The organism is Amycolatopsis sp. cg9 (genome assembly GCF_041346945.1).
Lineage (GTDB): Bacteria > Actinomycetota > Actinomycetes > Mycobacteriales > Pseudonocardiaceae > Amycolatopsis.
This window is the reverse complement of the sequence record NZ_CP166850.1, coordinates 7988485-8011275: the sequence shown is the minus strand read 5'-3', so window position 1 is coordinate 8011275 and position 22791 is coordinate 7988485. Positions and strand designations below refer to the sequence as shown.

At 72.0% G+C, this 22791-nt stretch carries 23 protein-coding genes; 16 read left to right on the top strand and 7 right to left on the bottom strand.

Going from position 1 to position 22791, the window contains the following annotated elements; genetic code table 11:
* Window positions 1-39 precede the first annotated feature (39 nt).
* Complete coding sequence (locus AB5J73_RS37200; protein WP_370963495.1) at window positions 40-1194, top strand: NAD-dependent epimerase/dehydratase family protein; 1155 nt, start codon at window positions 40-42, stop codon at window positions 1192-1194.
* A gap of 48 nt (window positions 1195-1242) precedes the next feature.
* On the opposite strand, the gene AB5J73_RS37195 is transcribed toward AB5J73_RS37200, so the two are convergent.
* The gene (locus tag AB5J73_RS37195) at window positions 1243-1602 is read right to left on the bottom strand and encodes a nuclear transport factor 2 family protein (RefSeq protein ID WP_370963494.1); all 360 of its coding nucleotides are present in this window, start codon (window positions 1600-1602) and stop codon (window positions 1243-1245) included.
* Window positions 1603-1780: 178 nt separating this feature from the next.
* Between AB5J73_RS37195 and AB5J73_RS37190 the strand changes: the two genes are divergently transcribed.
* From AB5J73_RS37190 to AB5J73_RS37180, 3 genes are read left to right on the top strand one after another with little or no spacing between them, the layout of a single operon-like run.
* Window positions 1781-1948, top strand: coding sequence for a hypothetical protein (locus AB5J73_RS37190; RefSeq protein ID WP_370963493.1), 168 nt, complete (start codon window positions 1781-1783; stop codon window positions 1946-1948).
* A gap of 36 nt (window positions 1949-1984) precedes the next feature.
* The gene (locus AB5J73_RS37185; protein ID WP_370963492.1) at window positions 1985-2794 is read left to right on the top strand and encodes a helix-turn-helix domain-containing protein; all 810 of its coding nucleotides are present in this window, start codon (window positions 1985-1987) and stop codon (window positions 2792-2794) included.
* A gap of 43 nt (window positions 2795-2837) precedes the next feature.
* On the top strand, window positions 2838-3617 hold the full coding sequence (locus AB5J73_RS37180) for an aldo/keto reductase (protein ID WP_370963491.1): 780 nt from the start codon (window positions 2838-2840) through the stop codon (window positions 3615-3617).
* On the opposite strand, the gene AB5J73_RS37175 is transcribed toward AB5J73_RS37180, so the two are convergent.
* The 5 genes from AB5J73_RS37175 to AB5J73_RS37155 form a co-directional block, all read right to left on the bottom strand.
* Window positions 3614-5335 (bottom strand): hypothetical protein, encoded by a 1722-nt coding sequence (locus AB5J73_RS37175; protein ID WP_370963490.1) that lies wholly within the window; start codon window positions 5333-5335, stop codon window positions 3614-3616. The two genes, AB5J73_RS37180 and AB5J73_RS37175, sit on opposite strands and share 4 nt — an antisense overlap.
* A gap of 125 nt (window positions 5336-5460) precedes the next feature.
* The gene (locus AB5J73_RS37170; protein ID WP_370963489.1) at window positions 5461-6333 is read right to left on the bottom strand and encodes a 3-methyladenine DNA glycosylase; all 873 of its coding nucleotides are present in this window, start codon (window positions 6331-6333) and stop codon (window positions 5461-5463) included.
* Window positions 6330-7373: a hemolysin family protein gene (locus AB5J73_RS37165; RefSeq protein ID WP_370963488.1), complete on the bottom strand. Its 1044-nt coding sequence runs from the start codon at window positions 7371-7373 to the stop codon at window positions 6330-6332. Before AB5J73_RS37165 ends, AB5J73_RS37170 begins: the two co-directional genes overlap by 4 nt.
* Window positions 7370-8716 (bottom strand): hemolysin family protein, encoded by a 1347-nt coding sequence (locus tag AB5J73_RS37160; RefSeq protein WP_370963487.1) that lies wholly within the window; start codon window positions 8714-8716, stop codon window positions 7370-7372. The genes AB5J73_RS37165 and AB5J73_RS37160 overlap by 4 nt, the downstream gene beginning before the upstream one ends.
* 199 nt (window positions 8717-8915) lie before the next feature.
* On the bottom strand, window positions 8916-9497 hold the full coding sequence (locus AB5J73_RS37155) for a TetR/AcrR family transcriptional regulator (RefSeq protein ID WP_370963486.1): 582 nt from the start codon (window positions 9495-9497) through the stop codon (window positions 8916-8918).
* A gap of 187 nt (window positions 9498-9684) precedes the next feature.
* Here AB5J73_RS37155 and AB5J73_RS37150 point away from each other — a divergent pair, with 187 nt between their 5' ends.
* The 5 genes from AB5J73_RS37150 (at window position 9685) to pip (ending at window position 13837) form a co-directional block, all read left to right on the top strand.
* Window positions 9685-10083 carry a hypothetical protein gene (locus AB5J73_RS37150; RefSeq protein ID WP_370963485.1) on the top strand — a complete coding sequence of 133 codons (399 nt, stop codon included), beginning with the start codon at window positions 9685-9687 and terminating at the stop codon, window positions 10081-10083.
* An 11-nt stretch (window positions 10084-10094) separates the two neighbouring features.
* Window positions 10095-10724, top strand: coding sequence for a DUF3558 domain-containing protein (locus tag AB5J73_RS37145; RefSeq protein WP_370963484.1), 630 nt, complete (start codon window positions 10095-10097; stop codon window positions 10722-10724).
* 3 nt (window positions 10725-10727) lie between these two features.
* Window positions 10728-12059 (top strand): hypothetical protein, encoded by a 1332-nt coding sequence (locus AB5J73_RS37140; RefSeq protein WP_370963483.1) that lies wholly within the window; start codon window positions 10728-10730, stop codon window positions 12057-12059.
* 25 nt (window positions 12060-12084) lie between these two features.
* Window positions 12085-12813: an ESX secretion-associated protein EspG gene (locus AB5J73_RS37135; RefSeq protein ID WP_370973448.1), complete on the top strand. Its 729-nt coding sequence runs from the start codon at window positions 12085-12087 to the stop codon at window positions 12811-12813.
* Window positions 12814-12892: 79 nt separating this feature from the next.
* Window positions 12893-13837 (top strand): prolyl aminopeptidase, encoded by a 945-nt coding sequence (gene pip, locus AB5J73_RS37130; RefSeq protein ID WP_370963482.1) that lies wholly within the window; start codon window positions 12893-12895, stop codon window positions 13835-13837.
* On the opposite strand, the gene AB5J73_RS37125 is transcribed toward pip, so the two are convergent.
* The gene (locus AB5J73_RS37125) at window positions 13834-15033 is read right to left on the bottom strand and encodes a Glu/Leu/Phe/Val dehydrogenase dimerization domain-containing protein (RefSeq protein WP_370963481.1); all 1200 of its coding nucleotides are present in this window, start codon (window positions 15031-15033) and stop codon (window positions 13834-13836) included. The genes pip and AB5J73_RS37125 overlap by 4 nt on opposite strands.
* Window positions 15034-15152: 119 nt before the next feature.
* On the opposite strand from AB5J73_RS37125, the gene AB5J73_RS37120 reads away from it, so the two are divergent.
* The 7 genes from AB5J73_RS37120 to AB5J73_RS37090 all read left to right on the top strand — a co-directional run bounded on the left by AB5J73_RS37120 (window position 15153) and on the right by AB5J73_RS37090 (window position 22770).
* Window positions 15153-16079, top strand: a complete 927-nt coding sequence (locus AB5J73_RS37120; RefSeq protein WP_370963480.1) for a LysR substrate-binding domain-containing protein — start codon at window positions 15153-15155, stop codon at window positions 16077-16079.
* Window positions 16080-16201: 122 nt separating this feature from the next.
* Window positions 16202-17470 (top strand): glutamate-cysteine ligase family protein, encoded by a 1269-nt coding sequence (locus AB5J73_RS37115; RefSeq protein WP_370963479.1) that lies wholly within the window; start codon window positions 16202-16204, stop codon window positions 17468-17470.
* Window positions 17467-18810, top strand: a complete 1344-nt coding sequence (gene egtB / locus AB5J73_RS37110) for an ergothioneine biosynthesis protein EgtB (protein WP_370963478.1) — start codon at window positions 17467-17469, stop codon at window positions 18808-18810. Before AB5J73_RS37115 ends, egtB begins: the two co-directional genes overlap by 4 nt.
* Window positions 18811-18814: 4 nt before the next feature.
* The gene (egtC, locus tag AB5J73_RS37105) at window positions 18815-19570 is read left to right on the top strand and encodes an ergothioneine biosynthesis protein EgtC (protein ID WP_370963477.1); all 756 of its coding nucleotides are present in this window, start codon (window positions 18815-18817) and stop codon (window positions 19568-19570) included.
* The gene (gene egtD, locus AB5J73_RS37100; RefSeq protein WP_370963476.1) at window positions 19567-20544 is read left to right on the top strand and encodes an L-histidine N(alpha)-methyltransferase; all 978 of its coding nucleotides are present in this window, start codon (window positions 19567-19569) and stop codon (window positions 20542-20544) included. The genes egtC and egtD overlap by 4 nt, the downstream gene beginning before the upstream one ends.
* A 46-nt stretch (window positions 20545-20590) precedes the next feature.
* A complete protein-coding gene (locus tag AB5J73_RS37095) occupies window positions 20591-21013 on the top strand; it encodes a nitroreductase family deazaflavin-dependent oxidoreductase (RefSeq protein WP_370973446.1) in 423 nt (140 codons plus the stop codon).
* Between the two features lie 140 nt (window positions 21014-21153).
* Entirely contained in the window at window positions 21154-22770 is a 1617-nt protein-coding gene (locus AB5J73_RS37090; RefSeq protein WP_370973444.1) for an alpha/beta hydrolase, read from the top strand.
* Window positions 22771-22791: the final 21 nt, after the last annotated feature.

Here is a 22791-nt window from a genome sequence, read left to right as displayed (position 1 = left end):
ATAGCGTCGGGTTCTTGAACGAGCAGGAAAGGCGGCACAATGCGGGTGCTGGTTCTCGGCGGTGACGGATATCTGGGCTGGCCGACCGCGCTGCACTTATCGGACAAAGGCCACGAGGTGGCGGTTCTCGACAATTTCGCCCGGCGCGGCTACGACGACGAACTCGGCGTCGAAAGCCTGGTCCCGATCGAATCGCTGAAGGACCGGATCGCCGCCTGGCACGAAGTGTCGGGACACGCGATCACCAGCTACGAAGGCGACCTGCTGGACGCGGAATTCCTGTTCGGCGCGGTGCGCGAGTTCGAGCCCGACGCCATCGTCCACTATGCCGAGCAACGGTCGGCGCCGTATTCGATGATCGACCGCGAACACGCGGTGTACACCCAGCACAACAATGTCGTCGGGACGCTGAACCTGCTCTACGCGATCGCGGAGCTCAACCCCGCGATCCACCTGGTCAAACTGGGCACGATGGGCGAATACGGCACGCCGAACGTCGACATCGAAGAGGGCTGGCTCGACCTCGAGCACAACGGGCGCAAAGACCGCGTGCTGTTCCCGAAACGGCCGGGATCGTTCTACCACCTGACCAAGGTGCACGATTCGCACAACATCGAATTCACGTGCCGGGCCTGGGGGCTGCGGGCCACGGACCTCAACCAGGGCGTCGTGTACGGGCAGCAGACGCCGCAGACGGCGCTGGACGCGCGGCTGGCCACCCGGTTCGACTACGACGCGGTGTTCGGCACGGTGCTGAACCGGTTCGTCATCCAGGCCGTGCTGGGCCAGCCGCTGACCGTGTACGGCAAGGGCGCGCAGACCCGCGGCCTGATCGACATCCGCGACACCGTCGAGTGCATCCGCCTCGCCGTCGAGCACCCCGCCGAGGCGGGGGAGTTCCGGGTGTTCAACCAGATGACCGAGAGCCTGTCGGTGGCCGCCATCGCCGAGCTCGTCGCCGACCGGTTCCCCGGCCCGGTGCAGATCGAGCAGCTGGAGAATCCCCGCACCGAGGCGCCGGAGCACTACTACAACGTGAAGCACACCGGGCTGGTCGGGCTGGGCCTGGAGCCGCACCTGCTGTCCGACACGCTCATCGAGTCGATGTTCGACATCGTCGGCGCGAACAAGCACCGGGTGAACCCGGAGAAGCTGCGCCCGACCGTGCGCTGGCGGGGCGCGCTGAAGAGGTAGCGGCACCGCGTGCGGGCTCCCCTGCCCGGGAGCCCGCACGCCGTCCGGTCAGCCGGGGAGCTTGTCGAGGAAGCCGTGCACCTTCGCGATCTTCCCGCCTTCCAGCTCGACGACGTCGAACCCGATGGCGACCGGCTCGGCCCCGGGGGTGCCGAGGTACCACTGGAACCGCGCGAGGTCGTGGTGGGCGTCCGGGTCGGCGGGCAGGCTGAAGGTGAGCCCGGCGAACTGCTGCTGCGCCCCGCCGACGAACTGGTCGATCCCGTCGTGCCCGGCGACGGCCCCGAGCGGGTCGGTGTAGCCGGCCCCTTCGGTGAAGACGTCGGCGATGAGGGCGCGCCGCTTGTCCCCGTCGGTCTCGTTCCAGACGGCGATGTACTGCTCGACGAGGCCGCGAACGTCGCTCATGGTTGGTTCCTTTCGTTGGGGGACAACGGTCTTCGTCGTCCTGCGCTGGGACCCACTCTGGCGGCGCGACGGCGGCCCGTCGATTACGCGGGAGGTAATGCGCTGGCGTTCTCCGGCCCGGTTCCGCGAAACTTCGCCGCGTGGAAGAAAGCTCGCCACTGCCGGGTTCGAGCGAGGCGTGACGCCCGCCGGCCTGATGCGGGCCTGCTACGGCGCCCGTGACGCCATCTGCGCCGCAGCTCCGGAAGGAACCGATGATCCGGCCGAGGACGAGGTCCTCGACCTGATGGACCGGCTCACCGGCTGGTGCCGTCCCGGCGCGCGGCTGCCATTACCCCCGAAGTAATGGCAGCCACCCCGCGATCGTCGTAGCGTCGCTCGCGTGACGACTACGGTGCAGGCGGCCGCGCGGCAGCGGCCGGTGGGTGAGCTGCTGCGGGAATGGCGTGACCGGCGCCGGATCAGCCAGCTCGACCTGGCGATCTCGGCGGACGTCTCCACCCGCCACCTCAGCTTCGTGGAGACCGGCCGGTCCAAGCCGAGCCGGGACATGGTGCTGCGGCTCGGTGAGCACCTCGAAGTCCCGCTGCGCGAGCGCAACCGGCTGCTCCTCGCCGCCGGGTACGCGCCCGCCTACACCGAGAACGCCTTGGGGGACCCCGGGATGAGCGCCGTCCGCCAGGCCGTCCGGCAGCTGCTCGCCGGGCACGAGCCGTACCCGGCCGCCGTCGTCGACCGGAACTGGGACCTCGTCGACGCCAACGCCAGCATCGGGCTCTTCGTCGCCGGCATCGCGCCCGAGCTGACCACCAACGTGTTGCGCGCGACCCTGCACCCCGAAGGCATGGCCCCGCACATCCTGAACCTGGGGGAGTGGCGGGCGCACCTGCTGGGCCGGCTGCGGCGCCAGGTCGGGCAGACCGCGGACGCCGGGCTCGCCGACCTCCTGGCGGAGCTGCGCGAGTACCCGTGCGACCAGCCGGTGCCCGAGGTGGAGGTCCCTGGACCGGGTGACATCTTCGTGCCGCTGAAGTTCCGCCACGAAGGCACCGACCTGACGTTCTTCAGCACGGTGGCCACGTTCGGCACCCCGCTGGACGTCACCGTGGCGGAACTGGTGATCGAGTCGTTCTACCCGGCCGACCCGGCGACGGCGGCACACCTGCGCGAGCGGGCCGCGTCGGTGGGATGATGGGCCGCACCCGCGCAGCATCCGAAGTGAGGATCACCGGTTGATGGCCGTCCCGCCTTCGCTCGCCCTGTCCGACGGAGTCCGCATCCCCCAGCTGCTGTTCGGTGTCGCGGGGTTGTCTGCGGCCGAAACCGGCCGGGCCGTCCGCATCGCCCTCGACACCGGCTACCGCGGCATCGACACCGCGCCCGGCACCGAGCCGGCGGTGGGCACCGCCCTCGCCGCGGCGGACGTGCCCCGCGAAGAACTGTTCGTCAGCGTCAAAGTGCCCGCGCAGGGCTACGACGCCGCCCGCCGCGCCGCCGACCAGGCGCTGGCCGAGCTGCAGCTCGAGCAGGTCGACCTGTGTCTGCTCGACGGCACGAAGGGCGCCTTCCCCGACACCTGGCGCGCGCTGAGCCGGTTGCGCGCCGACGGCCGCGTCCGGGCGCTGGGCGTGGCCGGGTTCGGCGTCGCCGAGCTGCGCCGGCTGATCGACGCGACCGGGTCGGTCCCCGCCGTCAACCAGGTCGAGCTGCACCCGTGGCTGCAGCAGCTGCCGCTGCGGGAGTTCCACGCCGAGCGGGGCATCGTGACGGCCGCGTCGAGCCCGGCCGCGAACGCCGGTCTCCTGGCCGACGAGACGGTCACCGCGCTCGCCGCGAAGTACGGCAAGACGCCGGCGCAGATCGTGCTCCGCTGGCACCTGCAGGCCGGCACGGTCGCGGTGGCGGCCTCGGCCACCACCACGCGGACCCGCGAGCAGTTCGGGATCTTCGACTTCGAGCTGGCCGACGACGACCTGGCCGTCGTCGCCGAGCTCGACAACGGCACGCGCGTCTAGGCGGACTTGATCCCGGCGGCGGCGAAGTCGGCCTGCTGAGCGGGCTGCTCGAGGTACTCGCGGAAGGTCTGGGCGGCGCGCAGGACGGTGTCGTCGATGCCCTGTCCGGAGAGACCGATGAACGGGTAGTCCGCCGAGCGGGCGTTGGCCACCGACTGCGCCGCCGAGCCGATCATCTCGGGCTTCTTGGTGGTCAGCTCGCTCACCCAGTACGACGATTCGGGCAGCCAGGCGGCCGGGAGCCCGCCGATGGAGTCGAGGTTGGCCCGGCCGACCAGCGCGTCGAGGACCTGCGAAGACGGCTTGGCCTCGATCATCACGTGCACGCACTGCCCGTGCACGACGGTGGCGGCCTGGTTCCACCGGTCGGCGGCGGCGGTCAGCGGCTTCTGCGCGCTCGGGGTGACGACGATCCGCATGTGCGAGGTGCCCCCGGAGCAGCTGGCGGCCTGCGCCTCGGCCCGGTTGTTCAGCTCGCTGTCGGCCCAGTTCCACCCGACGATGCCGAGCCCGATCAGGGCGGCGAGCACCAGGCAGGCGATCGGCCAGGTCGCGATCCGGCGGCGCGGGGCCTTCTTGCCGACGATCCGGTGCGAGCCGGTCGCCTCGCCCTTGCCGATGGTCCGGTGCGAGCCGGTCCCCTCGCTGCGGCGGGGCGGGGCGGTGTTTTCGCTGGTCTCGGTGCTTTCGGCGCGCCGCTTGGCGCGGGTGCCGCGGGTGAGGGTCCGGGAGGAGTCGGACGCCTCGATCCGTGCGGGGGTGGGGTAGTCGCCTTCGTCGGGGCGGGTGATGACCTCGGTCCGCTCGGCGGCGCTTTCGGCACGCCGGGCCGCACGGGACTCACCGCGCCGCGCGGTGCGGGGGCCGGCCGACTTGGCCTCATCGGCGGCGGCGCTGCCCGCTTCGCCGAGGCCGGCCACCGGGTAGGCGCCGGAAGCTTCGCCGCGGCGGGACGCCGGTTCGCGCCGCGCGGTGATCGGGTAGTTGCCGGACGCTTCGCCACGCCGGGCGACGGCGGGGTAGGCGCCGCTGGCTTCGCCGCGGCCGGTGGCGGGGCGGGAACCGGGGTGTTCGTCGCGGCTGGCGGTGGGGTAGGCGCCGCTGGTTTCACCCCGGCCGGTGGCGGGGCGGGAATCGGAGTGTTCGTCGCGGCTGGCGGTGGGGTAGGCGCCGCTGGTTTCACCCCGGCCGGTGGCGGGGCGGGAACCGGTGTGTTCGTCGCGGCCGACGACCGGGTACGCGCCGGATCGCTCGCCACGCCCGGTGGCCGGGTACACGTCGGTGACGTCGTCGCGCCCGGCGGCGGGGTAGGCGCCGGAGGGGGCGTTGCGGCCGGCGGCCGGGTACGAACCCGAGGCTTCACCGCGGCCCACGGCCGGATAGGCGCCACTGGTTTCGCCGCGCCCGGCGGGCGGGCGGGCGACGGGGTGGGAACCGGAGGTCTCGGCACGGCCCACGGCCGGGTACTCGCCGCGCCCCGCGACGGGGTACGCGCCGGAAGCTTCGCCGCGGCCGGGAGCCCGCGATCCGGTGGGGCGGCCCGCGATCCCGAACGCCTCCGAGATGGAGCTGCGCTTGGGCTTCCGGACGGCGCCCGAAGCCTCGCTGCGGCCCTCGACCGGGTGTGAACCGGAGCTCTCACCGCGGGGAGTCCCCGGGCGCGAAGTGCGGTCCTGAGGGTGCGGCACCGGCTCCTCTTCCCGGTAGTGTCGCCCCATCGTCATCCTTTCGGGGGTGAGCGCATGACAAGCACGCGCTGCGATGCAACCAAACCGTTATCACCCTAACAGGTGAGTATCGGAGAGAGAATAATCTGACTCACAGTTGCACGCGCTGCGGGTACTCACCTGACCAGGCGATTGCAATGCGCAATCAGGCGCTGACGCACCGGTGCTGCCCGGCGCGCGAACCCGGCCTGCGCGCGGGCGTATTCGGCCCGCCCTTCGGCCGTCTCGATGCGCACCGGCGGATAGCCGAGCGCGGCCAGGTCGTACGGGCTCGCCCGCATGTCGAGCGTGCGGATCGCCACCGCCAGCTCGAAGCAGTCCGCCACCAGCTCGGCCGGCACGAACGGGTCCAGCTTGTAAGCCCATTTGAACAGGTCCATGTTCGCGTGCAGGCACCCGGGCTGTTCCAGGGAGATCTGCGTCTCCCTCGACGGCGTCAGCTCGTTCCGCGGCCGCGCGGGGCCGGTGAAGAAGCGGAACGCGTCGAAGTGCCCGCAGCGGATGTCCAGCGACTCCACGACGGCGTCGGTACCGGCCGACCCCAGGCGCAGCGGTACCTGGTCGTGCCGCACCGAGTCGGCGGGCTCGCGGTAGACCATCGCCCACTCGTGCAGGCCGAAGCAGCTCAGCCGCGGCGCGCGGGACGCCGTCGCGGTCAGCAGGGCGAGGACGAACTCCGCCGTCCGGGCCTTCCCCGGGGTGAAGCCCGCGGGATCGAGGACGACGCCGTCGTCCGTGGCGACGTAGCCCTTGCGGTCCAGGAAGCGCTCCGCCGCGGGCCCGGCGAGCGCGACGCCGGGCCCGGGCTGCCACCGCTGCAGGTGGGACGGCCGGTACGAGTAGTAGGTGAACAGGAAGTCCAGCACCGGGTGCTTCTCGCCGCGCGCCCGGCGCTCCTGGTGCGGACCGGTCCACCGCCGCATCCGCTCGACGTGCGCCGCCTCCCGGGCCAGCCAGACCGGTTCGGCGAGCACCTCGACGTCGGTCATGCGCCCACGTGCGTGCCGTCGCGGACGGTGCCCACGTACTCCTCCACGAGGTCCTCGAGCGCGACGACGCCGACGGCGTTGCCGCTCGTGTCGAGGGCCCGCGCCAGGTGGCTGCCTTCCTTGCGCATCGCCGAAAGGGCGACGTCGAGGCGAGCGTCCGCGCGCAGCTCGGTGAGCTGGCGCGTCTTGCCGGACGGCACGATCGTCGCCGGGTCCTGCCCGGCCAGGTCGAGGACGTCCTTGACGTGGATGTAGCCGGTGAGGCGCCCGTCGTCCGTGCAGACCGGGAACCGCGAGAAGCCGGTCGAGGACACCGCCAGCTCGACGTCGCCGAGCGTCGGCCCGCACGGCAGCGTCGTCAGCTCGGCGGTGGGCACCAGCACGTCGGCGACGGTCTTCTGCACCGAAGACAGCGTCTGCGCGAGCCGCCGGTGCTCGGACTGGTCGAGCAGCCCTTCCCGGCGCGACTCGCTGAGCAGCTCGGCCAGCTCGTCGGAGGTGTAGGCCGTCTCCAGCTCGTCCTTCGGCTCGACCTTCACCGCGCGCAGGAGCGAGTTCGCGACGAAGTTCAGCAGCCAGATGAACGGGTTGGCGAGCTTCACCCAGGCGACGTGCACCGGGACCAGCCACAGCGCGAGCCGCTCCGGCTCGGCGATGGCGAGGTTCTTCGGCACCATCTCGCCGATCAGCACGTGCAGCACGGTGATGAACGCCAGCGCGATGGCGAACGAGACCGCGTGCAGCAGCGCCTCGGGCAGGCCCAGCAGGTCGAAGAACGCCGAGAGCCGGTGCGCGATCGCGGGCTCGCCGAGGCGGCCGAGCAGCAGCGAGCAGATGGTGATGCCCAGCTGCGCGCCGGCCAGCATCAGCGAGACGTGCTTGCTCGCGTTGATGACGATCTTCGCGCGCGTCTTGCCCTGCTCCAGGAGCGCTTCGAGCCGGTCCCGCCGCGAGGAGATCAACGTGAACTCCGCGCCGACGAAGAAGGCGTTGGCCAGCAGCAGGACCACGACGAGGGCGATGTTCAGCCAGTCGTTCACGAGACCACCTCGGCGACCGGGGATTCCGCGGGGACGCGGACCGGGGCCACTTCGACCTCGGCGATCCGGCGCTTGTCCATGGTGGTGACGGTGAGCCGCCAGCCGTCGACGTCGGCGGCGTCCCCCTCGGCGGGGATCTTGCCCAGCCGCTCGAGGATCAGCCCGGCGATGGTTTCGTAGTCGCCGTCGGGCATCCGGAACCCGGTCACGTCGGTGACCTCGTCCGGGCGCAGCTGGCCGGACACCAGCCAGCTGTCGCTGCCGACCTGCTGCGACGCGGGCGCTTCGCGGTCGTCGTGCTCGTCGCGGACGTCGCCGATGATCTCCTCGACGACGTCCTCCAGGGTGACCAGCCCGGCCGTGCCGCCGTACTCGTCGACGACGATCGCCAGCTGGAAGCGGGAGTCGCGCAGGCGGTTGAGCAGGTCGTCGCCGGGCAGGGACTCGGGCACGGTCGGCACCGGCCGCATCACCGAGCCGATCGGCACGGCGGCCCGGTCCGCGGCCAAGACGGCGAAGGCCTGCTTGACGTGCACGGCGCCGCGGACGTCGTCGAGGTCCTCGGCGTGCACCGGGAACCGCGAGAAGCCGGTGCGGCGCGAGAGCTCGATGAGGTCCTCGACGGTGTCGTCGACGCCGAGCGATTCGAGCTGCACGCGAGGTGTCATGAGCTCCTCCGCGGTGCGTTCGCCGAACCGCAGCGAGCGGTCCAGCAGCTCCGCGGTGGTCGTGTCGAGCGTGCCGCTCTCGGCGCTGGACCGCACGATCGAGCCCAGCTCCTGCGGCGAGCGCGCGGACCGCAGTTCCTCCTGCGGTTCGACGCCGAACTTGCGGACCAGGAAGTTCGCGCTGTTGTTCATCAGCGTGATGAGCCAGCGGAACAGCGCGGAGAACCGCGAGTGGTAGCCGGCGACGGCGCGCGCGGTCGGCAGCGGCCGCGCGATCGCGAGGTTCTTCGGCACCATCTCGCCGAGGATCATCGACAGCGACGTCGCGATGACGAGGGCGAGCACGATCGACGCACCCCCGGCGAACGCCTCGGGGAGCCCGATGCCGGTGAGCAGCGGCCGGACGAGCTCGCCGATCAGCGGCTCGGCCAGGTAACCGGTGATCAGCGTGGTGAGCGTGATCGCGACCTGGGCGCCGGAGAGCTGGAACGAGAGCGTCCGGTGCGCCTTCTGGACGGTCAGGGCCCGGCGGTCGCCGACCTGGCGCACGTTGGCGTCGACGGTGCTGCGCTCCAGCGCGGTCAGCGAGAACTCGGCCGCGACGGCGAGCCCGGTGCCCACGGTCAGCAGCACGAAGAGGAGGACGCCGAGCACGGCGAAGAGGATCTGGATCATTCCGCACCCGCCCGGGTGGCGGGGGGAGAACCTATCGGACAGCCGGGTCGGTCACCCGGCCCGGTACTGTCACCGGGTGACTGCGCTGCGCGCACGAAACGGTCACTCCTAGCAAGAAATCGGCGTGTACTGCGGATATGGGCGCAATCTTAACGTGTCCTTCGCGGTCACCGCTGGGAATACCGGTGTGTCGGACAGCTCATGCGGTCGTCTGCCGGTGCCGCCGCACGGTCTCCTCGACGAGGTCGAGCACCGGCCCGAGGCCGGCGGCGGGCAGGCCCATGGCCAGGTGGGAGACGAGCCCCTCGAGGACGAGCTCGAGGAACGCGGTGAGGACGTCGACGTCGACGTCGTCGCGCAGCTTCCCGGCTTCGCGCTGGCGCCGCAGCCGCAGCCGGGTGGCGGTGGTGAGCTGCTCGGACCGTTCGGCCCAGCGGCCGCGGAACTCGGGATCGGTGCGCAGCCGCCGGCTCACCTCGAGCCGCGTCCCGAGCCAGTCGGCCGGGTGGTCACCCCCGGCGAGCAGGTCGCGCATCACCTGCACCAGCCCCTGCTCGGCGACGACGTCGGCCATCCGGACGGCGTCGTCCTCGGCGAGGGCGAGGAAGAGCGACTCCTTGTCGCGGAAGTGGTGGAAGATGGCCCCGCGCGACAGCCCGGTGGCTTCCTCCAGGCGCCGGACTGTGGCACCTTCGTAGCCGTAGCGCGCGAAGCAGACGCGCGAGCCGTCGAGGATCTGGCGCCGGCGTGCGTCGAGGTGATCCTGGCTTACGCGTGGCATCCTGAAATCCTGGCACCGGGGACCGGAGTTTCGCAATCCGTACGTACGTACTGTGACCCGGAGTGCGCGGGGAACCGGATCCCGCCCCTCATCGTCTGAACGTTGCGGCGATTCGCTGACACGGAGTGAGACGGTTGGCTAGTCTTTGCCACATCACCATGGGTGAACTGAGGGGAAGGTGCGGGTCGTGATCATCGGCGAAGCCGGACAGGCGGCACAGGCGCTGTGGGGCGACGTCTTCGACACCCCCGGCCGCGTGTACGGCGGCGGAGGCGGCGGGGGCGGCCGGTTCGAGATGGACCCCGAAGAGCTGAAGTCGCTGATCGGCCAGTGGGAAGACGTCTTGGACAAGATCGTCGAGGACGGGGACAAGATCCACCAGATCGTCCGCGCGGGCGAACTGGCGCCCGGCCAGGACCCGGCCAGCGGCAGCTACGCGACCACCACGGGCGACTCGGTCCTCGCGCTCCAGCGGCAGAACGATTCCATGCGCAAGTACGCGCAGGAGTACATCAAGAAGCTCAAGGAAGCCCAGTCGAAGACCGTGGTCACCGACCAGAGCCTGTCCGACACCTTCAAGGCATAGGCGAGCCGAACTTGTCCCGAAGCAAACTCTGTCTGATCGCCGTCCTGGTTGCCGTCTCGGCGGCAGCTTGCACCACGACGACCGGCGGTACCGCGTCCCCGTCGACCACCGACTCGGCGGCGACCGGCAGCACGCCGGCCGATCCCGAAGTGCCGAAGGTCGCCGCTCCGCTCGACGCGGGCAAGTACGTCGGCGACACCTGCGCGATCGTCCCGAAGGACGTGCTGAGCTCGTTGCGGTACACCGACGCGGGCGAATACAAGGCGCAGGGTGACACGGTCCTCACCGAGGCGGGTCCGTCCTGCCTGTGGAAGCTGCGCGGCGAAGGCATCGGTCTTTCCGTCTCGCTGGGCACCGGGAGCCGGGACAAGGGCGCCGGCGGCCTGGCCGGCATCTACGCGGGCTACCGCCAGGGGAAGTACATCAGGTTCCTCGAGCGCGCTCCGGAGGTCGAGGGCTATCCGGCCGTCTACTTCGACGCCCAGGACGAGCGCTCGATGGGCTCGTGCGGGCTCGGCGTCGGCATCGCGGACGACCTCACGTTCGACGTGTACGCGCAGGGGTACCAGGGGCAGGACGATTCCTGCGCCGCGGCCACGCAGGTGGCGTCGAGCGTCATCAAGACACTCAAGGGGGCATGACGGGTGGACGGCAAGCAGATCTACGACAACTTCAGACAGGGCGACACGTCCGGGCTGCAGCGGATGGCCGAGTCCGTCGCGCAGCTGTCCGACGCCTACGCCGAGCGCGGCGCGAGCATCAAGGCGCTGCAAACCCGGATGGTGAACGCGTGGACCGGGGACGCGGCCGACGCCGCGAACGCGGGTGCCGGCCCGATGGAACGGGCCTTCCACGACAGCGCCGCGCCGCTCGACGCGACCCGCGCCTCGGTGGACACCCAGGCGGCGGTGTTCCAGGAGTCGAACAACGCCGTCGTGGAGATCCCGCCGAAGCCGGAGAAGCCGAACCCCTGGACCACCGGGCTCAAGGCCGCCATCCCGGTGGCCGGTCCCTTCATGGCCGCGGACGACATCGACGACTACCAGACCGGGATCGCGAAGTACAACGCGGCCAACGAAACCAACGTCCGCGTGATGGACCAGTACAGCAACGTCACCGACAGCACGCGTTCCGCGCTGCCCACCGACTACGGCGTCCTCGAGTCCGACGGGGCCGCCATCGCCGTGAACACCCCGAACGGGCCCGGCCGGATCGTCGAGCCGACCGACAAGAACAAGTGGTACCCCGAAGGCGGGGGCGGCGATCCCGGCGACGGGAGCACCGACCACACCTCCACCAGCAGCGTCGACCCCGGGCGCACCGGGGGACCCGACCAGCCGGGCGGCACCGACCGGCCCGGGGGCACCGATCGCCCGGGTGGCACGGACCGGCCCGGGGGTACCGATCGGCCCGGCACCACCGACACGCCCGGCGACGACACCCACACCACCGGCACCGGCCGGCCGACCACGACCACCACACGGCCCGGGCAGACGACCGAACGGCCCGGGGGTACGCCGCCCGGGACCGGGGGGATCGACTTCTACCCGACCAACACCGGTGGGGGGCAGAACTACTCGAACACCTTCGGCAACGACCCCAATTCGAGCACCGGCGGACGCGGGCCGACCAGTGGCAACGCCGGGAGCCGGCTGCTCGACTCGAACGGGCGTCCCGTCGGTGGCGGGAGCGGCACCTCCGGGGGCAGCGGGAGCGGGGCCGCGGGGGAGCGCGGGCTCGGCAGCGGGCGCGGTTCCGGCATGGGCAGCCTCGGCAACGCGGCCGCGGCGGAGGCCGCTGCCGCGCGGTCGGCCGCCGGCCGGGGCGGGCAGATGGGGCCGATGGGCCCCGGGGGCCGGCGCGGCGAGGGTGAGGAAGACGATGAGCACCAGCGGCCGGACTTCCTGATCGAAGCGGACCCGGACGCGATCTTCGGGACCGACCAGCGGACCAGTCCGCCGGTCATCGGCGAGTAGGCGGGTGGACGTGGCAACAGGCCGGGTGGACGTTCCGGTCGAGGCGCTGGCCGCGCTGGCCGAGCGCGAACAGGCGGGCCAGCTGCACATCACCCTGCGGCCGGAGCCGATCTGGCTGTCGGACGAGGAGCGCGACGAGGCGGGCAAGCGGATCGACGCCGCGCTGGCGGAAGCCGGGCTCGTCGACGTCCGCGGCCGGGTCACCGTCGACTTCCTGGACTGGCTCCCGCTGCTGGTCAGCCCCGCGCGGGAGTGCTACGGCTGGGTCGGCGTCGAAGGACAGACCTACGGCGTGCTCGCCGCCGCGAAAGGGCTGCAGGCGATCCTCGCGGTCTCCGACGGCGCGCACGTCGGTGTGCAGGAGATCGACCGGAACCGGCTCGCCGAGTCCCTCGTCGAGCAGCTGCCGCCGGTCGGACCCGGTGGCGGGCACCCGCGCACCGTCCGGGTCGCGGACCTGGCCGAAGCGGCCCGCCGCGGCCAGGAGGCCTACCCGCTGCCCCCGGCCGTCGCCGACGTCGTCAGCCTCGTGCAGCGGCCGGTGTCGGGCAGCGGGGAGCTCTACGTCGGCCGGCGCGACGACGTCGGCCGCCACACCTGCCTGCAGCAGCCGCTGCACTACGCCGACACGGACTGGGGCCGCTACCTCAGCTACACGACCGGGTCGGGCGACGACGCCGTCATCCACATCGGCCCGGCGGGCCCGCGCGAACTGGCCGAGACGCTCGACGAGCTGGCCGGCACCCTGAGCTGACCCGGAAAAGACCGCGCGCGGATCGTTCTCCGGAGCTAATGTGACAGCGCTGTTGCATTCCGGGTGAAAGGACGCGCCGATGCTGTACCCCGAGATCGAACCGTACGAACACGGCAGGCTCGACGTCGGCGACGGGCACCAGATCTACTGGGAGACCTGCGGCAACCCGGCCGGGAAGCCGGCGCTCGTCGTGCACGGCGGGCCCGGTTCCGGCTGCTCGGCGAACGTCCGGCGGTTCTTCGACCCGGCGCGCTACCGCATCGTCCTGGCCGACCAGCGCGGCTGCGGGCGCAGCACCCCGTACGCCGGCGACCCCGTCGCCGACCTGTCCGCCAACACCACCGACCACCTGGTGGCCGACTTCGAACGCCTTCGCGAGCACCTCGGCATCGAGAAGTGGCTGCTGTTCGGCGGTTCCTGGGGGTCGGTGCTCAGCCTGGTCTACGCCCTGCGCCACACCGGCCGGGTCAGCGAGATCGTCCTGATGGGCCTGGCGACCGACCGCCACGTCGAGATCGAAATGCTCATCCGCGGGCTCGGCGCGTACTTCCCGGAGGGGTTCGCGAAGTTCCGGCAGGGAGTCCCCGAAAGCGAGCGCGACGGCGACCTGTCCGCCGCCTACCACCGGCTGCTCATGGACCCGGACCCGGCGATCCACCACAAGGCGGCCGACGGCTGGTGCGCCTGGGAAGACGCCATGCTCCCCGGCGTGCCGCCGCACGACGTCTTCGAGGACCCGGCGTACCGGTTGTGCTTCGCCCGGCTCGTCACGCACTACTTCAGCAACCGCGCGTTCCTGCCCGACGGCGAGATCCTGCGCGACGCCGGCAAGCTCGCGGGCATCCCCGCCGTGCTGGCCCAGGGCGTGCTGGACACGAACAACCTCGTGGGGACGCCGTGGCTGCTGCACCACGCCTGGCCGGGCAGCGAGCTGGTGCTGCTGGACGACGTCGGGCACACGGTGTCGGCCGCGTCGATGCAGGAGGTCCTGATCGGCGCGACCGACCGCTTCGCGAGCCGTTAGGGGATGAGCAGCTGCGGCTCACCCTCCGGGGCGAGCGCCGCTTCGGTGCGCTCGCTCCGGTTGGCCTCGGCCAGCCGGAGCCCGGTGATGCGCAGCGGCAGCCGGTCCATCCGCCACTCGGCCAGCAGCAGCGCGACCTTCGCCTGCATCTCGGTGCGCAGCCGCAGGAACGAGTCGGCCGGGTCGGCGCCGACCTCGCCCAGCAGCAGCCACCACGCCCAGGCCGCCGCGCCCGCGTTCGCCACGAAGTCCGGCACCACCGCGACACCCCGCGCGGAGAGCGCCGCTTCCGCTTCCGGCGTCGTCGCCGCGTTGGCCGCCTCGACGACCACCGAAGCCTTGACCAGGTTCTCGTTGTCCGGGCGCAGCGCGTAGGAGATCGCGGCCGGCACGAAGATGTCCGCGTCGATACCGACGATCGTCTCGCGGGGGAGCGAACGCACCCCGGCCGGCAGCCGCGACCGGTCGACCTCGCCGAAGCGGTCGCGCAGGTCCAGCAGCGCCGGGACGTCGAGCCCGACCGGGTCGTACAGCGTGCCCGCGGCGTCGGCCACCGCGACCACCTTCATCCCCGCTTCGTGCAGGTACCAGGCCGCGCCGCCGCCCATCGTGCCGATGCCCTGGATCGCCACCGTCGTCTCGCGGACGTCCCAGTCCCAGGCCGCCGCGACGCCGAGGCACGACTGCGCCACGCCGTAGCCGCCGACGACGTCGCCGAGCAGCAGCCCGCCGGGCACCGGCGCGTTGAGGCCCGCCTGGACCCGGCGCAGGGTACGAGCCGGGTCGGCCGAACGGCGGATCGCGGCGTGGTACGACTGCTCCAGCCCGAGCTCGGCGAACACCTCGTCGATCAGGTGCTGCGGGACGCCGAGGTCCTCCGCCGTCACCCAGTGGGCGTCCAGCCACGGCCGCAGGAACGAGCAGAACCGCTTGAGGACGCCGAACGCGCGCGGGTCCTTCGGGTCGAAGTCGATGCCGCCCTTGGCCCCGCCGACCGGCAGGTTGAAGGTGGCGGTCTTGTTGGCCATGCCCCGGGCGAGGTCCTCCACCTCGGTCATCGTGCAGCCCGCCCGCATCCGGGTGCCGCCGGTGGCGACCCCCGAGACCAAGCTGTGCACGACCAGGTAGCCGTGCGCGCCGGTGACGGAATCGGTCCACGTGAGCCGCATCAGCGGTTCGGCGTTGCGCGGGGTCATCAGGCCACTCACCTCCAGGGGGTCCGGGGCGGCCGTCCTGGCCGCCTCCACGAGAGTGCGCTCCGGGTGGCGGCCGCGTCCATTTAACGAACCTGCACGATCTCGTTTAGGTTTTGTGTATGGAGCTTTCGTTGCACCGCTTGAGGATGCTTCGCGAGCTGCACCGCCGGGGAACCGTGACGGCGGCGGCCGCCGCGCTGCACTACACCGCTTCGGCGGTATCGCAGCAGCTCGCGCAGCTGGAACGCGACGTGGGCGCGAAGCTGTTCGAACGGCTCGGCCGCCGGGTCCAGCTGACCGAGCTGGGCACCCTGCTCACGGAGCACGCGGAAGAGATCCTCGGCTCGGTGGAGCGCGCGACCTTGGCACTTGAGGAGGCGCAGGAGGCCCGCACGGTCCGGCTGACCGCCGGGGTGTGGGCGTCGGTGGCCTCCGGCCTGCTCCCGACGGCGCTGACCGCGCTGGCCGGCGATCACCCCGGGATCGAGGTCCGTACCCGCGAGCTGGCGCCGGAGGACACCGCCGAGGCGGTCCGGGACGGCAGCCTCGACCTGTCGTTCGTCATCGACTACTCGGACTCGCCGATGGCGTGGGACGCCGGGCTGGAGCGCGCGGTCGTGGCCGTGGAACGCCTGCACGCCGCGGTGCCGCGGGGGGCGGTGCCCTCGGGGTCGGCGTCGCTGGACGACCTCGCCGAGCACCCGTGGATCCTCGCCAGCGCCAAGTCGCACTTCGGCCGCGCGATGCGCACCGCCTGCCAGCGGCACGGGTTCGCCCCGAAGATCAACCACGAGGTCGAGGAGCAGTCGACGGCGATGGCGATGGTGGGCGCCGGCCTGGGCATCACGCTGGTCTCGGACCTCGGCCTGCGCCTGCTGCGGCCGCCGGGGATCGACGTCGTCACCCTCACCACGCCGTTGCTCCGGACGGTGTCGATCGCCTACCGGCGGACCGCGTTCCGGCGGCCCGCGTTGCACCTGGTGATCGAGGCCGTGCGCGCTTCGGCGGCCGAATTGGGACTGGGCACCGAGTCCGCTTTGCCCTGATCCGGGAGTTCTTACGGAGTGGTGATGCCGTCTTGCGGGGCAAGACGAGCCCTGAATTTGTCGTACCCCGCGTGTAGCGTCCGAAGTCAAGAAGTTCCACCACACGGGACTAGGAAACGGACATGACAGAAGCGTCTACGGTGCACGATTTTCCCGAGAAGTCGGGTAGTGCGTCGAACCAGACCGCGCGGGTCCTCGCGGACCGCGCGGCCGGGGAGGCGTACGTGGCATCGGTGTGCTTCAAGCACGGGCCACCCCGCCTGACCGGCGTGGAGCTGGAGTTCACCGTGCACCACGCCGACGACCCGGCAAGACCCCTCGACCCCGACGAACTGGCCACGGCGCTGGGCGCCCACACCCCGCGGACACTGCGTCCCGACAGCCCCGCCACGCCCCTCCCGGCCGGCAGCCCGGTCAGCCTCGAACCCGGCTGCCAAGTCGAAATCTCCACCCCTCCCCAGGCCACGCTCCGCGAGCTCGACGCGGTCGTCTCGGCCGATCTGCGCCACCTGCGCACCCTCCTCGCCCGGCACGGGCTCGAACTCGGCGAAACCGGCATCGACGCGCACCGCGCGCCGCGCAGGCTCCTGCGCACGCCGCGCTACGCGGCGATGGAACGCCGGTTCGCGGGGATCGGCCCCGGCGGCATCGCGATGATGTGCAGCACCGCGGGCCTGCAGGTGTGCGTCGACGCGGGGGAGGCCGACCAGCACGCCTTCCGCTGGGCGGCCGCCCACGCCATGGGCCCGCCGCTGCTGGCCCTCTTCGCCAACTCCCGGGTCCACGCCGGGCGCGACACGGGGTTCGCCTCGGCCCGCTGGCTGGCGGTGCACGACACCGAAGCGGCCCGGTCGCGCACCGAAAGGGTCGGCGGTGAACCCGCGGCGGAGTGGGCCGCCCGGCTGATGGACACGCCGTTGCTGGTGCTGCCCCGCGGCGACCGGCCGTGGGACGCCCCGGAGGGGCTGACGTTCGCCGACTGGATCGACGGCAGGGGCGCGGCCGCCCTGCTGCCGAAGCCGACATCGGCGGACCTCGACTACCACCTCACGACGATGTTCACCCCGGTCCGCCCGCAGGGGTACCTGGAGATCCGGTACCTCGACGCGCAGCCGCCGGACGCGTGGCTGCCGCCGGTCGCGCTCGTCACGGCGCTGCTGGCCCGCCCGTCCACTGTGGACAAGGTGCTCGACCTGTGCGCCCCGGTGGCGGGCCGGTGGAGCACCGCGGCGCGGTGCGGGATGGACGATCCGGGGCTGGCCGCCGTGGCGGCCGCGCTGGCCGACCTCGGCTGCGCCGAGCTGGGCGAGACCGGGCTGGCGGACGAATCGATCACCGAGATCAGCGAGAGCGTGCAGGGGCGCGTGTCCCGATCGAGGAGTGAAGCATGAGCACAGAGGCAGAAGCACTGGACGACCTGAGCGCGCAGGACCTGCGCGCCCGTGCCGCCGAAGCACTGACGAGGGCGCGGGCGCGCAGCGTGGCGCTGACCGACGCGGTCGACGACGAAGACCTGGTCCGCCAGCACTCGAAGCTGATGTCGCCGCTGGTCTGGGACCTGGCGCACATCGGCGTGCAGGAGGAGCTGTGGCTGGTCCGCGACGTCGGCGGCCGGGAGCCGCTCCGCCCGGACATCGACGACATCTACGACGCCTTCCAGCACGCCAGGGCCGACCGCCCGGAGCTGCCGCTGCTCGGGCCGGCCGAGGCGCGCGCCTACGTGAAGCAGGTCCGCGAGAAGGCGTTCGACGTGCTGGAGCGCGTGCCGCTGCAGGGGAGCAGGCTGACCGAGCGGGCGTTCGCGTTCGGCATGATCACCCAGCACGAGCAGCAGCACGACGAGACCATGCTGGCCACCCACCAGCTGCGCCAGGGCGACCCGGTGCTGCACGCGCCGGAGCCGCCCGCCGCCCGCGCCGGGGCGTTGCCCGCCGAGGTGCTGGTGCCGGGCGGCGCGTTCACGATGGGCACGTCGGCCGAGCCGTGGGCGCTGGACAACGAGCGCCCGGCGCACGAGGTCGCCGTCGACGCGTTCTGGCTGGACACAGTCCCGGTCACCTGCGGGGCGTACGCCGAGTTCCTCGACAGCGGCGGCTACGACGACGAGCGCTGGTGGAGCCCGGCGGGCTGGGCGTACCGGACCGGGAACGGCATCACCGCCCCGCGGTTCTGGAAGCGGGAACAGGACGGCTGGTGGCGGACCCGCTTCGGCGCGTACGAGCGGATCACCGCCGCTGAGCCGGTCGTGCACGTCTCCTACCACGAAGCCGAGGCCTTCGCGGCCTGGGCCGGGCGGCGGCTGCCGACCGAAGCGGAGTGGGAGAAGGCCGCGCGGTTCGACCCGGCCACCGGCCGGTCGCGCCGGTTCCCCTGGGGTGACGAGGAACCGGGCGCCGAGCACGCCAACCTCGGCCAGCGGCACCTGCGGCCGGCGCCGGCGGGCGCGTACCCGGCCGGCGCGTCGCCGACGGGCGTGCACCAGCTCATCGGCGACGTCTGGGAGTGGACGAGCACCGACTTCCACGGCTACCCGGGCTTCGCGCCCTTCCCGTACCGGGAGTACTCGGAGGTGTTCTTCGGGCCGGAGTACAAGGTGCTGCGCGGCGGCTCGTTCGGCACCGACTCGGCGGCGATCCGCGGCACGTTCCGCAACTGGGACTACCCGATCCGGCGGCAGATCTTCGCCGGCTTCCGCACCGCCCGCGACGCGGCACCCGGCGAGGTGGGCTAGGCGCATGTGCCGCCACATCGGCTACCTCGGCGAGCCGGTCTCGCCCGCCGAGGTGCTCTTCCGCGCCCCGCATTCGCTGCTGGTGCAGTCCTACGCGCCGGCGGACATGCGCGGCGGCGGCTCCGTGAACGCGGACGGGTTCGGGCTGGGGTGGTACCCCGGCCCGGGCTCGCCGCCGCTGCGCCACCGCCGCTCGACTCCACTGTGGACGGACGAGACGCTGCCGCCGCTGGCCGCGGCGGTCACCTCGGGTGCGTTCGTCGCCGCGGTCCGCAACGGCACCACCGGCATGCCGGTGACCGAAGCGGCCGCGGCGCCGTTCACCGCCGGGCCGTGGCTGTTCAGCCACAACGGCGTCGTCCGCGGCTACCCGGATTCGCTGGCCGAACTGGCCAAGACCCTGCCGATCACGGAGCTGCTGACCCTGGAGGCACCGACGGATTCGGCGGTGCTCTGGGCACTGCTGCGCGCCCGGCTCGCCGCGGGCGAGGACCCGCTGCGGGCGGTGGCGGAGCTGATCGCCGCCGTCGAAGCGGCCGCGCCCGGCTCGCGCCTCAACTTCCTGCTCACCGACGGCGAGACGTTGATCGGCACGACCTGGACGCACGCGTTGTCGGTGCTCGAGACACCGGCCGGCGTACTGCTGGCCTCCGAACCCGGTGACGGCGACCCGCGCTGGCGGCCCGTCCCCGACCACCACGCCGTGCGCGCCACCGCGGCCGGCGTCGAACTGCTTCCCCTGACCCAGGAGAACCCATGACCGAAGTCGATCTCGACCACCACCGCTCCGGCGACGCCGTCACCGCGGAACTGCGCGCGGACGTCGTCGCCGGGCTCACCGCCGAGCGGAAGTGGCTGCCGCCGAAGTGGTTCTACGACGCCGAAGGCAGCGAGCTGTTCGAGAAGATCACCCAGCTGCCGGAGTACTACCCGACCCGCAGCGAGCGCGAGGTGCTGGCCGCGCACGCCGGCGACGTCGCGGAGCTGACCGGCGCGCACACGCTCGTCGAGCTGGGCTCGGGGTCGAGCGAGAAGACCCGGCTGCTGCTCGACGCGCTCACCGCGCACGGCACGCTGGAGGCGTTCGTCCCGCTCGACGTGTCCGAGTCGGCGCTCGCCGACGCCGCCGAGGCGATCTCGGCGGACTACCCGGGCCTGACCGTCCGGGGTGTCGTCGGCGACTTCACCCAGCACCTGGCCCTGCTGCCCGGGGGCCAGCCCCGCGTGGTGGCGTTCCTCGGCGGCACCATCGGCAACTTCCTGCCGGCCGAGCGCGCGGCGTTCCTGCGGTCGGTCCGGGACGTCCTGGACGAAGGGGAGTGGCTGCTCCTGGGCACCGACCTGGTCAAGGACGCGGGCATCCTCGAACGCGCCTACGACGACGCCGCGGGCGTGACGGCGGAGTTCGACAAGAACGTGCTGCGGGTGATCAACGCCCGGCTCGGCGCGAACTTCGACACCGACGAGTTCGACCACGTCTCGCACTGGGACGCGGAAAACGAATGGATCGAGATGCGGCTGCGGGCCCGGCGCGCGCTCACGGTCGAGATCCCCGGCGCGGACCTCACCGTGGGCTTCGCCGAGGGCGAGCACATCCGCACGGAGATCTCCGCCAAGTTCCGGCCGTCCGGTGTCGAGGCGGAGCTGGCCGCGGCCGGGTTCGAGCTGGCGCACTGGTGGACCGACTCCCAGCAGCGGTTCGGGGTGAGCCTGGCAAGATCTGTGCGTGGCTAATCCTCTCCGGGCGCTGGCCCGGGCCGTCGGCACGAAGCCGTGGCTGATGCGCACGGCGCGGTTCGTGGTGTGGGCGGACAAGAAACTGCACAAGGCGTTCGGCGGCCGGGTGAGCCTCGTGGCGCTCGCCGGGCTGCCGTCGCTGCGCCTCACGACGACGGGCCGCAAGAGCGGACTGGCGCGCAGCACCAACCTGCTCTACTACCCGCACGGCGACGCCTTCGTGCTGACGGCGTCCAACTGGGGCCGCCCGCACGACCCGGCGTGGTCGCTGAACCTGCGGGCGGACCCGAAGGCGACGGTCGCGGTCGCGGGACGGCCGATCGACGTCGTCGCGCGGGAGCTGACCGGCGAGGAGTACGCCGCGATGTGGCGGGAGCTGCTGGAGTTCTGGCCGGGGTACGCGATGGAGCAGCGGGAAGCCGGCCGGCCGTTGCCGGTTTTCCTGCTCACCGGGGTCGTCGGGTAGCGTCCCACCATCCTTTTGGCCGGTGACGGGTTTCACCGGTTTGTGCCAGTCTCACCCGGGTAACGCGCCGTGACGTCCTGGACGCGCGGGGCTGCGTGACCTAGGGAGGAGACGTCTTGCGGAGATCCACCACGGGCCGGATACGCTCGTTCGCGCTGGTCGGAGCGCTGGTGGCCGGGCTCGCCACCGCCGGGACGGCGGGTACCGCCGCGGCTGCCACCGAAGCCGCGGTCAAGCCGGCGGTCGTCGGGGCGACCGCCGCGCCGAACTGGGGCACCTGCCCGGCGGACACCCTCGCCGGGGTGCCCGCGGACCAGGTGAAGTACTACAGCTGCGCCCGCTACCGGGTGCCCATCGACCACGACAACGCCACGCTCGGCACCATCGACATCGCCTTGCTCAAGCGCGCGGCCCGCACGCCGGACAAGCGCGTCGGCTCGCTGTTCCTCAACCCCGGCGGCCCGGGCGGGTCCGGCCTGCGGATGCCGATCGGCGGCCAGTTCTACTTCCAGCCGCAGGTCCTCGACCGCTTCGACCTCGTCGGGTTCGACCCGCGCGGGGTCGGGCAGAGCAACCCGCTGCGCTGCTTCACCACCCAGGAGGACGCGGACGAGGTCTTTTCCGCGCAGATCCCGGTGCCGCTGTCGCGCGCCGAGATCTCCGGGACGCTGGCCAGCTACCGCGACTACGGGCAGTTCTGCAAGAACAACGCGGGTTCGCTGCTCAACCACATGTCCACCAAGGACGTCGTGCGCGACCTCGACACGCTGCGCGCGGCGGTCGGCGACCGGAAGCTGACGTTCGTCGGCTTCTCCTACGGGACGCTGATCGGCTCGACCTACACCTCGATGTTCCCGAAGCAGTCGCGGGCCATCGTGATCGACGGCAACGTCGACCCGGCGCTGCGCACCAGCGACGGCGTGCAGTACGACCGCGAACGCGCGCAGGGCTTCGAGATCTCCCTCGACGGCTTCCTCAAGCGGTGCGACCAGGTCGGCGCGAAGTGCGCGTTCAGCGACGGCAACCCGCGGGCGAAGTTCGACGAGCTCCGCGAGTACCTGCGCAAGCAGCCGATCACCATCCCCGGTGGCGGCACGGTCGACATCAACCAGTTCACCGGCGGCGTTTCGAGCGTCCTGTACTCGCCGTCGGCGTTCCCCGGCCTGGCCGAGGACCTGCAGGCGCTCTACACCGCCATCCACCCGGCGGGTGCGCAGGCCCAGGCCCTGCAGGCCAAGCCGCTCAAGGCGCTCACCCCGGGCAAGCAGGGCCTGGCCGACCAGAACCCGGACAGCCCCTACACCAGCGACGACTCGTACTTCGCCGTCAACTGCTCGGACAAGCCGTTCCGGATCAAGCAGGACGAGGTGCCGGGCATCGCCGCCAAGTGGGAGCGTGAGTCGCCGACGTTCGGCCGCTACCAGGCGTTCGCCGACACGGCGGGCTGCCCGGTGTGGCCGGCGAAGAAGCCGGACGCCTACCGCGGCCCGTGGCGGGCCAAGACCGACGTCCCGGTCGTCGTGGTCGGCAACTACTACGACCCGGCGACGCAGTACAAGTTCGCCCAGCGGATGGCGCAGGAGCTGGGCAACGCCCGGCTGCTGTCGGTCGACGCGTTCGGCCACTGCATCCTCGGGGACGCCCTCGGCGTCGACAAGGCCGTGGCCGACTACCTGACCGACCTCAAGGTGCCGGCGAGCGGGCAGGTGTTCCAGCCGAACGTCCAGCCGTTCGAGACGCCGGCCGCACAGGGCTGAGCCACGGGAAGGCCGGGGTGA